Below are 11,777 nucleotides of genomic sequence, written 5' to 3' on the forward strand. Positions count from 1 at the left end.
GCGGGCGGTGCGGCGTCGGCGGGCTGGTCGCCCAGGGTGGGTATGGAGGTCACCGTCTGGTGGTCGGCCTCGGGGGTGGAGGGAACCGGCCACGGTGTGGCGTCCCGCACACCGGCCGGCCCGTCGCCGCGCTCCGCCGCGCCCGCCCCGCCGGTCGAGTCCGTGGCGTCGTTGACCGGCGGCGGCCACACCTTGCCGTCGCTCCGCGGCGCTGCCGTTCCGTGCGCGTCGGCTCCCGGCGTCTGCGCGCCCGCTGGCGGCGTCTGCGCGTCGTCGGACATGCGCGGGTCCCCCTCTGTTCGAACGTGCCGTCATGCTACGGCGCGTCCCCGCCCGGTACTCGCCCGGCCTACGATGATCCGAGTTCACCGATCAGCCGATCACCAGCGTCCCGCCGGGCCCGCCCCGGCCACCGGGCGCCCCGTTCCGGGGAGGAACCCTTGAGCCAGCACTCCGAGCACCTGATCACCCCCGATGTCCCGCGCGACCTGCGCGCGTTCATCGCCGGGCTGCCCAAGGCCGAACTGCACGTCCACCACGTGGGCTCCGCCTCCCCCCGGATCGTCGCGGAACTCGCCGCCCGCCACCGTGACTCGGCGGTCCCGGCCGACCCCGAGGCGCTGGCCGAGTACTTCACGTTCACGGACTTCGCGCACTTCATCAAGGTGTACCTGTCCGTCGTGGACCTGATCCGCACCCCGGAGGACGTCCGGCTGCTGACGTACGAGGTGGCCCGGGAACTGGCCCGGCAGCAGGTCCGCTACGCGGAGCTGACCCTCACCCCGTTCTCGTCCACCCGGCGCGGCATCGACGAGCGCGGCTTCATGGAGGCGATCGAGGACGCCCGCAAGGCCGCCGAGGTCGAGTTCGGGACCGTACTGCGGTGGTGCTTCGACATCCCCGGCGAGGCCGGTCTGGAGGCCGCCGAGGAGACGACGCGGCTGGCCACCGACGACCGGCTGCGGCCCGAGGGACTGGTGTCGTTCGGGCTGGGCGGCCCGGAGATCGGCGTGCCCCGGCCGCAGTTCAAGCCGTACTTCGACCGGGCGATCGCCGCCGGGCTGCGCTCCGTGCCGCACGCCGGGGAGACCACGGGACCCGAGACGGTGTGGGACGCGCTCACCCACCTGCGCGCCGAGCGCATCGGGCACGGCACCAGTTCGGCGCGGGACCCGCGGCTCCTGGAGCACCTCGCCGAGCACCGCGTCCCGCTGGAGGTGTGCCCGACCTCCAACATCGCCACCCGCGCGGTCGCCACCCTGGACGAGCACCCGATCAAGGAGTTCACGCGGGCCGGCGTGCTGGTGACGGTCAACTCCGACGACCCGCCGATGTTCGGCACCGACCTGAACAACGAGTACGCCGTCGCCGCCCGCCTGCTGGACCTGGACGAGCGGGGCGTCGCGGCCCTGGCGAAGAACGCGGTGGACGCGTCCTTCCTCGACGCGCCGGGCAAGTCCCGCATCGGCGCGGAGATCGACGCGTACACGGCGGAGTGGCTCGCGGCCCGGTAGACCGCGCCGGCCTCCCCGTACCCGCCCCGTGCCCCGTACCTTCCGAATCACCGAAATCACCGAAATCACCGACCGGAGACCCGCCTCCATGACCGACGCGCCCGCACCGGCCGCCTCCGTACCGGCCGCCTCCGTACCGGTGCAGACGGCGGCGAGCGCCGCGGCCCACCGTGTGACCGCCGTGACCGCCGTGGCCCACCGCGGCGACCCCTACCGCCACCGCGAGAACACGCTGGACTCCCTGCGTTCCGCGCTGCGCCGCGGTGCGGACGCGGTGGAGGTGGACGTACGGCTGACGCGGGACGGCGTACCCGTGCTGCTGCACGACGGGACGCTGGCGCGGCTGTGGGAGCGGGACCGGCCGCTGGCCGCGCTCACGGCTCAGGAGGTGCGTGAGCTGACCGCGGGCGGGGTGCCCACGCTGACCGAGGCGCTGGCGGTGACCGAGGGGCACCGGCTGATGGTGGACCTGCCCGGTGAGCCGTCCGCGCGGGCGGTCCGCCGGGTCGTGGAGACGGTGCGCGCGTCGGGGGCGGCCGACCGCGTGTACTACTGCGCGGGCGCCGCCGCGATGCTGGCGGTCCGCGCGGCCGATCCGGCGGCGGAGATCGCGCTGACGTGGACGACGCTCGCGCCGCCCCGGCCCGCGCTGCTGGACGCGGTCCGGCCGCGCTGGCTGAACTACCGCTGGAGCCTGGTCGACCGCTCCCTGGCGGAGCGCGTCCACCGGGACGGCCGCCTGCTCTCCGTCTGGACCCCCGACACCCGCCGCTCCATGCGCCGCCTGATCGCCGCGGGCGTCGACTCGATCACCACCAACCGGGTGGACGTCCTCCGGACTCTGAAATCCCCCTGAGCGACAGCGCCCCTGCCAAGGGGCGCGGGGAACGGCGCGAGCAACCACGACGCTCCCGCACCCGGCACACGACCCGTCACACGTCCAAAGACGTCATCACATGCTTCACCCGCGTGTAGTCGTCGAACCCGTAGGCCGACAGGTCCTTGCCGTAGCCGGACTTCTTGAAGCCCCCGTGCGGCATCTCCGCGACCAGCGGGATGTGCGTGTTGATCCACACGCACCCGAAGTCCAGCTTCTTGGACATCCGCATCGCCCGCCCGTGGTCCTTCGTCCACACCGACGAGGCCAGCGCGTACTCCACGCCGTTGGCCCACTCCACGGCCTGGTCCTCGTCGCGGAAGGACTGGACGGTGATGACCGGCCCGAACACCTCGTTCTGCACGATCTCGTCGTCCTGCTTCAGGCCCGAGACGACGGTCGGGGCGTAGAAGTACCCCTTCTCGCCCACCCGGTGCCCGCCGGCCTCCACCTTGGCGTGGGCCGGCAACCGCTCGACGAACCCGGCGACCTGCCTGAGCTGATCGGGGTTGTTCAGCGGTCCGTACAGCACGTCCTCGTCGTCCGGCTGCCCGGTCTTCGTCTCTGCGGCGGCCTTGGCGAGCGCGGTCACGAACTCGTCGTGGATCGACTCGTGCACGAGGACACGCGTCGCCGCCGTACAGTCCTGCCCGGCGTTGAAGAACCCCGCGACGGAGATGTCCTCGACGGCCTTCGGGATGTCGGTGTCCTCGAAGACCACGACCGGAGCCTTGCCGCCCAGCTCCAGGTGGACCCGCTTGAGGTCCTTGGAGGCCGACTCGGCGACGGACATGCCGGCCCGTACGGAACCGGTGATGGACGCCATCGCGGGCGTCGGGTGCTCGACCATGAGCCGCCCGGTGTCGCGGTCGCCGCAGACGACGTTGAAGACGCCCTTCGGCAGCACCGAGCCGATGATCCCGGCGATCAGCACGGTCGACGCCGGGGTGGTGTCGGACGGCTTCAGCACCACCGTGTTGCCCGCGGCGAGCGCCGGGGCGAACTTCCACACGGCCATCATCATCGGGTAGTTCCACGGCGCGACCTGCGCGCAGACCCCGATCGGCTCGCGGCGCACGAAGGAGGTGAGGCCCTCCATGTACTCGCCGGCGCCGCGCCCCTCCAGCATCCGCGCCGCGCCCGCGAAGAAGCGGATCTGGTCGACCATCGGCGGGATCTCCTCGGTGCGGGTCAGGCCGATCGGCTTGCCCGTGTTCTCCACCTCGGCCGCGATCAGTTCCTCGGCCCGCTCCTCGAACGCGTCCGCGATCTTCAGCAGGGCCTTCTGCCGCTCGGCGGGGGTCGTGTCCCGCCACGCCGGGAAGGCCGCGGCGGCCGCCGCCATGGCGGCGTCCACGTCCGCCTGCCCGGACAGCGGCGCGGTCGCGTACGCCTCGCCCGTGACGGGGTTGACCACCTCGGTGGTCCGCCCGTCCGCGGCGTCCCGGAACTCACCGTCGACGTAGTTGCACAGCTTGCGCACTGCCGGCCCTCCAACTGCTGAGTGTCCACTGGCTGGATGTCCAATGGCTGGGTGTCCAATGGCTGAGACACCCACAGTAATCGGACGGCCGACGTTTTCAACACCCCCACCGCCCCCGCGAATGCGGAATCCGCACTCACACGCCTCTCAAACAACGGATTTCGCCGATCCGACCTTGCGGAACCGATGATCCGTCGTGCACAGTGAAGCCGTGGCCAGTCGAAGCGCAGACCAGAAGGACCCCCGCGAGTCCCGGCACGGCACCGCCCGTGAGCCGCGGCACGGCCCCCCTCAGCTGGACGCCGTGTCGCTCGCGATCATCGAGCAGCTCCAGGAGGACGGCCGGCGGCCGTACGCCGCCATCGGCAAAGCCGTCGGTCTCTCCGAGGCCGCCGTGCGCCAGCGGGTGCAGAAGCTGCTCGACCAGGGCGTGATGCAGATCGTCGCCGTCACGGACCCGCTCACCGTGGGCTTCCGCCGCCAGGCGATGGTCGGCGTCAACGTCGAGGGCGACGTGGAGTCCGTCGCCGACGCGCTGGACGCGATGTCCGAGTGCGAGTACGTGGTGATGACCGCGGGCTCCTTCGACCTGATGGTGGAGATCGTCTGCGAGGACGACGACCACCTCCTGGACGTCATCAACCGCCGCATCCGGGCCGTCCCCGGAGTGCGCTCCACCGAGAGCTTCGTCTACCTCAAGCTCAAGAAGCAGACCTACATGTGGGGAACCCGATAGCCGTGAGCACCGACGCCGAGAGCAGCCACAAGGACCTCAGCAGGACCGCGTACGACCACCTGTGGATGCACTTCACCCGCATGTCGTCGTACGAGAACGCGCCCGTCCCCACCATCGTCCGGGGCGAGGGCACCCACATCTACGACGACAAGGGCAAGCGCTACCTCGACGGTCTGGCGGGCCTCTTCGTCGTCCAGGCCGGGCACGGCCGCACCGAGCTGGCCGAGACCGCCATGAAGCAGGCGCAGGAGCTGGCGTTCTTCCCGGTGTGGTCCTACGCCCACCCCAAGGCCGTCGAGCTGGCGGAGCGCCTCGCGCACCACGCCCCCGGCGACCTGAACAAGGTCTTCTTCACCACCGGCGGCGGCGAGGCGGTCGAGACCGCCTGGAAGCTGGCCAAGCAGTACTTCAAGCTCACCGGCAAGCCGACCAAGTACAAGGTGATATCCCGGGCCGTCGCCTACCACGGCACCCCGCAGGGCGCCCTGTCCATCACCGGCCTGCCCGCCCTGAAGGCGCCCTTCGAGCCGCTCGTGCCGGGCGCGCACAAGGTCCCGAACACCAACATCTACCGCGCCCCGAGCCACGCTCACGCCGATGATCCTGTGGCGTTCGGCCGCTGGGCCGCCGACCAGATCGAGCAGCAGATCCTCTTCGAGGGCCCGGAGACCGTCGCGGCCGTCTTCCTGGAGCCGGTGCAGAACGCGGGCGGCTGCTTCCCGCCGCCGCCCGGCTACTTCCAGCGGGTCCGCGAGATCTGCGACCAGTACGACGTGCTGCTCGTCTCCGACGAGGTCATCTGCGCCTTCGGGCGGCTCGGCACGATGTTCGCCTGCGACAAGTTCGGCTACGTCCCGGACATGATCACCTGCGCCAAGGGGATGACCTCGGGTTACTCCCCGATCGGCGCCTGCATCGTCTCCGACCGCCTCGCCGAGCCGTTCTACCAGGGCGACAACACCTTCCTGCACGGCTACACCTTCGGCGGCCACCCGGTCTCCGCGGCGGTCGGCCTCGCCAACCTCGACCTGTTCGAGCGCGAGGGCCTCAACCAGCACGTCCTCGACAACGAGGGCAACTTCCGCGCCACCCTGGAGAACCTCCTCGACCTGCCGATCGTCGGCGACGTCCGCGGCAACGGCTTCTTCTACGGCATCGAGCTGGTCAAGGACAAGGCCACCAAGGAGACGTTCACCGACGAGGAGACCGAGCGCGTCCTGTACGGCTTCCTCTCCAGGAAGCTCTTCGAGAACGGCCTGTACTGCCGGGCCGACGACCGCGGCGACCCGGTCGTGCAGCTCGCCCCGCCGCTCATCTCGGACCAGGGGACGTTCGACGAGATCGAGCAGATCCTGCGCGCGACGCTGACGGAGGCCTGGACGAAGCTCTGAGGAACCGACGCAGCTCTGAGGAGTCGACACAGTTCTGATGAGCCGACGCAGCTCTGATGAGCCGACGCAGCTCTGAGGATCTTCCGCCTGGATGATCATTGCCGGCCCCGGTGCCGACCGTTCGAGTGAGAAACGGCGGCCCGGGGCCGCGTGCTGTCCGGCGCCCCGCCCCGTCCTGCCTAGCGTGCCAGTGACCGAATGGCCCTGCCCTCGCTCGCCCGAAAGGGGAACCGGCGGCGGGGGACCGCTCCGAACCGAGGTGTACGCCCATGGCCGGCCCGCCGGACAACGACGTGATCCGGGCTAGCGCCCTGCACTTCCAGCACGCCGACGGCTCCCCGGCGCTCCAGGGGATCACCCTCGGCGTCCGGAAGGGCGAGATCCTCGCCGTGAGCGGGCCGCGCGGGAGCGGCAAGACGACACTGCTGCGGTGTCTGTCCGGACAGGTCCGGCCGCGGCGCGGCGAGGTGTGGTTCGACGGCGTCGCGGTCCACGACCTCGGTCCGCTCGCCCGGGAACGCCTGCGCCGCGACCGGTTCGGCTGGATCGACCCGGTCCCGGCGCTCGTCCCCGAGCTGAACGTCTGGGAGAACACCGCCCTGCCGCTGATGCTGCGCGGTACGGGCCGGCGCCGCGCCGAGAAGGCCGCGCTGGAGTGGCTGGAGCGGCTCGACGTCGGCCGGCGGGCCCGGTCGCGCCCGCACGAGCTGCGCCGCTCCGAGCAGCAGCGGGTCTGCGTCGCCCGCGCGCTCGCCGTGGTGCCCTCGGTGCTGTTCGCCGACGACCCGACGGCCCCGCTGCACCTCGGCGACCACGCGCGCGTGCTGCGGACGCTGACCACGGCGGCCCGTTCGCACGGCATCACGGTGGTCCTCACCACCCAGGACCCGGCGACCGCCGCGCTCGCCGACCGCACGGTGCCGCTGCGGGACGGCCGCCGGGTGACGATCCTGCACCTGCCCCCTGTCGCCGACAGCGCGGAGACCTCCGGTCCCGCCGGAAGGGAAGGCCGGGCCGCGTGCTCGCTCTCCGTCTGATCCGTGTCGCCCACCCGGCCGTCCAGCTGCGCAGGCTGCTGGTCGTGGCCGCGTCGGCGGGCACCGGGTTCCTGCTGCTGTGCTGCCTGGGCCACGCGATGACCCACCCGGACACCGTGGGCGGCTCCGCGCTGCGGCTGTCCTGGTGTCTCGCGCCGCTGGCCGCCACCGTGTACCTCGCCATGGCGGTCGCCCGCACCGACCCCGGCACCCGGCCCCGCGGCGGGCTGTCGGCGATCGGCCTGGGTCCCGGCCGGCTGATGGCCGTCTCGGCGGCCACCACGGCCGCCGCCTGCGCCCTCGGGTCGCTGCTGGCGCTGCTCTTATTCCTGCGGCTCCGCGGCGACCTCGCCGGTGCGCCGTTCGAGGGCGCGGTGACCGGCTCCCTCGCCGTCGGCCTGCCCCTGCCGCTCCCGGCCGTCGTGACCCTGCTCGTCCTGGTCCCGGCGGCGGCCACGACGGCGGTGGCCATGGCCCTGCGGCCGCGCGAGACGCCCCGCCCGGCGCCGACGCCGGGCGCGGGCCGACGGTACGGCCGCTTCGGGGCGTACGGGCTGGCCACGCGGGAGACGTTCGGGACGTACGGCCGCTTCGGCGCGCACCGGGCGGCACAGCCGCCGTCAGGGGCGCCCACCGCGCAGCACCCCGACACGGCGAAGCGGACGCTGCACACCGCCACGGCGGGCCTCCCGCTCACCACGGCGGGCATCCCCCTGGCGACGGCGGGCACCCCGACGGCCACGGAACCGGTCCCGCCCACAGGGGCCACCGCACCCCCGTCCGTACCGGGCACCACACATGGTGATGTGACGCCGCCGTCCGCACCGGACAGCACCCCGCCGTCCGCACCGGACAGCACCTCGCCGTCCGCGCCGGACACCGTCTCGCCGTCCGCACCGGACACCATCTCGCCGTCCGCGCCGGACGACGCGCCGCCGGCCGTGCCAGGGACCGGCCCGGCGTCCACGGCGGGCAGCGCCCCAGGGGCGGGTCCCGTGGCCACCCCCCGTACCGGCACCACCGCTCTCCCCTGGGGTGTGGCCGTGCTCGCCGCCGGGCTGGCCGTCGAGGCCATGGCGGGGCCCGGCGACGGTGACACCCCCGCCGCCGGTGTCCTCGTCGGCTGGGCGCTGACCGCCCTCGGGCTGGCGCTGGCCGGGCCCGGCCTCACCCTGCTGTGCGGCCGGCTGCTCCAGGGGGCCCGCCCTGGTGCCCTGCGCCTGCTGGCCGGCCGCCTCCTCATGGCGGAGGCCCACCGCATCGGCCGCCCCCTGGGCGTCGTCTGCGCCGTGGCCTCCGCGGCGTACGCGGCGGCCACCCTGCACGGCGCGGGCGGAACGACGTTCGGCCCGCTCAGTACGGTCGGCGCGGTGCTCGTCGCGGGCTGCGCGGTGGCCACCCTGCTCACCACGGCCGTCGAGGCCAGACAGGACCGCGCCGACACCACGGCCGCGCTGCTGCGCCTCGGCGCCCCGGCCACCGCGCTGCGCGGTGCCGCCGCCCTGCGCGCCGCCGCGCTGCTGGCGCTCTTCGGGCCGCTGACCCTCGTGGTCGCCCAGCTGGCCGCGCTGCCGCTGACCCGGACGTGAGAGAACCACCCGGAAAGAGATCGAAGAAACCTCCCCGTTCGCCGATGAGTTCGAGGCCAGGACCCGGTCCACCTCTCGCAACGCACACGACGAACACCACGGCACCGCTACGGGAGAGGCCCCCATGTACCAGCAGATGATTTTCGTGAACCTGGCCACCGACGACATCGAGGCGTCGCGGAAGTTCTTCACGGAGCTGGGCTACTCGGCCAACGCCCAGTTCAGCGACGACTCGACCGCCTCCTTCCCGCTCAGCGACACCATCGTCGTCCTGCTGCACACCCGGCAGAAGTACGCCGTGTTCACGAAGAAGGAGATCGTCGACTCGACGCGGCACAGCGAGGTACTGCTCGCGCTGAGCGCCGAGAGCCGCGAGAAGGTCGACGAGCTGATCGAGAAGGCGGTCGCGGCCGGCGGCACCGTCACCGGCGAGACCCAGGACCACGGCTTCATGTACGGCCGTGCCTTCGACGACCTCGACGGCCACACCTTCGAGGTCGTGTGGATGGACCCGGCCGCCGTGCAGGGCTGACACCCGCCCGCGCCTAGCATGGGCGGGTGGATGACCTGACACCCGCCCAGCCGTACCACGCAGCCCACGACCGCGAGATAGAGACGCTCGCCGAGTTCGACGAGGCCCTCGCCCGCGGCGGGGGCCTCGCGCACTACCGCGTCCAGGCCGTCGACCTGACGGACCGCACCGCGCAGCTCCTCTCCGCCGACGCCACGGGCGCCGTCTTCCTCGGCTGCCCGATGGAGGAGCCGGCCGCCACCGCCGTACGCGCCGCCGGGGCCCTGGTGTTCCCGCCCGTGCCCGGCCTGCCCTTCGACCCCTACCGCGCCTTCGTCTACTCCCCCGACGAACTGTTCGCCTCCCTGTCCGACGGCGGGTACGAGGCGACGCCCGACGCCCTCGCCTACGCCTGGTTCCAGCGGACCAAGGCGGACGGCGACATCTTCGGCTCCATGCTGCGCGCCGTCCACGACGACGCCGTCTCCGACGCGGTCGACGAACTCCTCACCGGCGCGCGGGTGGTGGGCGTCATGGGCGGCCACGCGATGGCGCGCGGCACGGAGGCGTACGCCGGTGCCGCGCGGCTCGGCCGCGAACTGGCCCGCGCCGGCTTCACCGTGGCCACCGGTGGCGGTCCCGGCGCGATGGAGGCCGCCAACCTCGGCGCCTACGCGGCCCCGTACCGCGACTCCGTGCTGGACGACGCGCTGCTGCTGCTCGCCAAGGCGCCCTCGTTCACGCCGTCGGTCACCGACTGGGCGCGCGCCGCCTTCGAGGTCCGCGAGCGCTGGCCGGACGGCGGGCCCTCGGTCGGTATCCCGACCTGGTTCTACGGCCACGAGCCGCCGAACGCCTTCGCCGCGCACATCGCCAAGTACTTCGCCAACGCCACCCGCGAGGACGGTCTGCTGGCCCGGTCCAACGCGGGGGTCGTCTTCCTGCCGGGCGCCGCCGGGACCGTACAGGAGATCTTCGACAACGCGACGCCGAACTACTATGAGTCGCGCGGCGAGCCCACGCCCATGGTGCTGGTGGACGAGGCGCACTGGACGGAACACCTGCCCGCCTGGCCGTTGTTGCGGGCGCTCGCGCGGGGGCGGTCGATGGAGCCGCGGATCGCGCTGGTCGACCGGATCGAGGACGCGCCCGGGGCGCTGAAACTTATCCGAGGTTAATAAGAGGGCAAAGTCAACGCCCTTACCCGACATGTACGTTGACACTGCTCGGGGTCTGCCAATAGACCTGTGAGTCTCCTGGGGTCACAGTGTCGCGGAAGTGTGACCACCGGCCCCGGGCAACCCCCCGCATCCAGCGCATCCTGTAAAGGACCAACGTGCCCCTGCCCATACTCAGTAGCGCGGCGTCCCGCCGCAGCGTCCGCGCCCTCGGCATCGCCACCGCCGCGGTCGCCCTGGCCGTCGGCACGGCCGGCAACGCCCTCGCCTGCAACATCGGCGAGTTCTCCGCCGCCGCCTCGTGCGACGGCGCGAAGGGCGTCATCACCGTCACCGATGTCGACGCCGCGGGCGTCAACGCCGTCGTGACCGTCTTCCGCCAGAACAACGGCGCCGACGAAGAGAAGATCGGCGAGCAGGAGGTGAAGGGCTCCAAGGAGGGCACCACCATCACCTTCGCCGAGGACTGGAAGCCCAACACGGAGTATCGCGTCCACGTCCTGGCCAAGCCGTACGTCGACGAGGACATCAAGGGCGGCGTCGTCACGCCGGCCACCGCCTGCGGCGGCGGTGACGAGGAGGAGGAGTCCCCGACTCCGACTCCGGAGCCGTCCGAGTCCACCACCACCCCGGCCGACGAGGGCTCCGAGGCCCCGTCCCCGGAGGAGTCCACCCCGGCGGCCGAGGAGAGCGAGTCCACCGTTCCGGCGGCGGACACCGCGGACAACGCCCCGTCCCCGGCGGCCGGTGACTCCAACCTCGCCGAGACCGGCGCCAACTCCAACACCGGCCTGATCGCCGGTGTCGCGGCCGCCCTGGTCGCGATCGGCGGCGGCGCGGTCTTCTTCGGCATGCGCCGCCGCGGCGCGAAGAGCGAGAGCTGACACCTTCCGTCACTCACGCGGTGGCCCGTCCCCGGCCGGGGGCGGGCCACCGTCGTACGTCCGGGGGCGGGTCAGCCGAACGCCGTCTTGCGCAGCCAGTCCTCCAGCACCTCGCGCTCCCCGGTGACCTGGAGGCCGGGCGCGTCCAGCGGCAGCCGCCGGTTGAAGGCGAGCAGCACGGAGGTGAGCGGCCCGCGCAACGCGACCGTCGCCTTCTCGTGGCCGCGGCGCCAGGTGACCCCGTCGGCCGGCTGCTCGATCACCCACTCGGCGTCCAGCGCGGGATCGGTGTCAGTGGCGTGCAGATGGATGCTCCGGCCGGGGTCGCGCAACTCCCCCGCCGGCCCCTCCGGCCGCGCCCGCTGCACCAGCCGTACGATCCACAGCCACTCGTCGATGGCGTCGGCGGCCACCTCGGGCGCCACCTCCGTGGGCGCGCGGCCCGCCGCGAGCGCCGCGTCGGCGCCGTGCACGACCAGTTCGTGGGTCATCCTGCGGGCCCAGAAGGCGGCCGTGCCGGTGCCGGCCCACGACCAGGCCGGCGCGTCCGGCCCGGCCTCCCGCAGCGCGCCGGCGA

Annotated in this window: 10 protein-coding genes and 2 pseudogenes; 9 read left to right on the forward strand and 3 right to left on the reverse strand. The window is 72.8% G+C overall.

All coding sequences use genetic code 11. From position 1 onward, the window contains the following. A pseudogene (locus UW392_RS26325) lies at positions 1–281 on the reverse strand (hypothetical protein); the annotation flags it as partial. Positions 282–305: 24 nt separating this feature from the next. On the opposite strand from UW392_RS26325, the pseudogene UW392_RS26330 reads away from it, so the two are divergent. Continuing rightward, positions 306–1,514, forward strand: a pseudogene (locus tag UW392_RS26330) (adenosine deaminase). A 172-nt stretch (positions 1,515–1,686) separates the two neighbouring features. Next, a complete protein-coding gene (locus UW392_RS26335) occupies positions 1,687–2,370 on the forward strand; it encodes a glycerophosphodiester phosphodiesterase (protein ID WP_320777619.1) in 684 nt (227 codons plus the stop codon). Positions 2,371–2,446: 76 nt separating this feature from the next. Here the strand turns inward: UW392_RS26335 and UW392_RS26340 are convergent, their stop codons facing one another. Continuing rightward, on the reverse strand, positions 2,447–3,874 hold the full coding sequence (locus UW392_RS26340) for a gamma-aminobutyraldehyde dehydrogenase (protein WP_320777611.1): 1,428 nt from the start codon (positions 3,872–3,874) through the stop codon (positions 2,447–2,449). Positions 3,875–4,070: 196 nt separating this feature from the next. On the opposite strand from UW392_RS26340, the gene UW392_RS26345 reads away from it, so the two are divergent. The 7 genes from UW392_RS26345 to UW392_RS26375 all read left to right on the forward strand — a co-directional run bounded on the left by UW392_RS26345 (position 4,071) and on the right by UW392_RS26375 (position 11,200). Continuing rightward, entirely contained in the window at positions 4,071–4,610 is a 540-nt protein-coding gene (locus UW392_RS26345) for an Lrp/AsnC family transcriptional regulator (RefSeq protein ID WP_320777612.1), read from the forward strand. Continuing rightward, entirely contained in the window at positions 4,595–6,001 is a 1,407-nt protein-coding gene (locus UW392_RS26350) for an aspartate aminotransferase family protein (protein ID WP_414496701.1), read from the forward strand. The genes UW392_RS26345 and UW392_RS26350 overlap by 16 nt, the downstream gene beginning before the upstream one ends. Before the next feature lie 269 nt (positions 6,002–6,270). Next, positions 6,271–7,038 (forward strand): ABC transporter ATP-binding protein, encoded by a 768-nt coding sequence (locus UW392_RS26355; RefSeq protein ID WP_320777614.1) that lies wholly within the window; start codon positions 6,271–6,273, stop codon positions 7,036–7,038. Then, positions 7,020–8,627, forward strand: coding sequence for a hypothetical protein (locus UW392_RS26360; protein WP_320777615.1), 1,608 nt, complete (start codon positions 7,020–7,022; stop codon positions 8,625–8,627). Before UW392_RS26355 ends, UW392_RS26360 begins: the two co-directional genes overlap by 19 nt. A gap of 124 nt (positions 8,628–8,751) precedes the next feature. Continuing rightward, on the forward strand, positions 8,752–9,159 hold the full coding sequence (locus UW392_RS26365) for a VOC family protein (protein WP_320777616.1): 408 nt from the start codon (positions 8,752–8,754) through the stop codon (positions 9,157–9,159). Between the two features lie 26 nt (positions 9,160–9,185). Beyond that, positions 9,186–10,316: a Rossmann fold nucleotide-binding protein gene (locus UW392_RS26370; protein WP_320777617.1), complete on the forward strand. Its 1,131-nt coding sequence runs from the start codon at positions 9,186–9,188 to the stop codon at positions 10,314–10,316. Positions 10,317–10,480: 164 nt separating this feature from the next. Next, positions 10,481–11,200 carry an LAETG motif-containing sortase-dependent surface protein gene (locus tag UW392_RS26375; RefSeq protein WP_320777620.1) on the forward strand — a complete coding sequence of 240 codons (720 nt, stop codon included), beginning with the start codon at positions 10,481–10,483 and terminating at the stop codon, positions 11,198–11,200. A 71-nt stretch (positions 11,201–11,271) separates the two neighbouring features. Here the strand turns inward: UW392_RS26375 and UW392_RS26380 are convergent. Then, on the reverse strand, positions 11,272–11,777 hold a 506-nt coding region (locus UW392_RS26380; RefSeq protein WP_320777618.1), incomplete at its 5' end, for a maleylpyruvate isomerase N-terminal domain-containing protein.

Source organism: Streptomyces sp. CRN 30, from assembly GCF_034105845.1.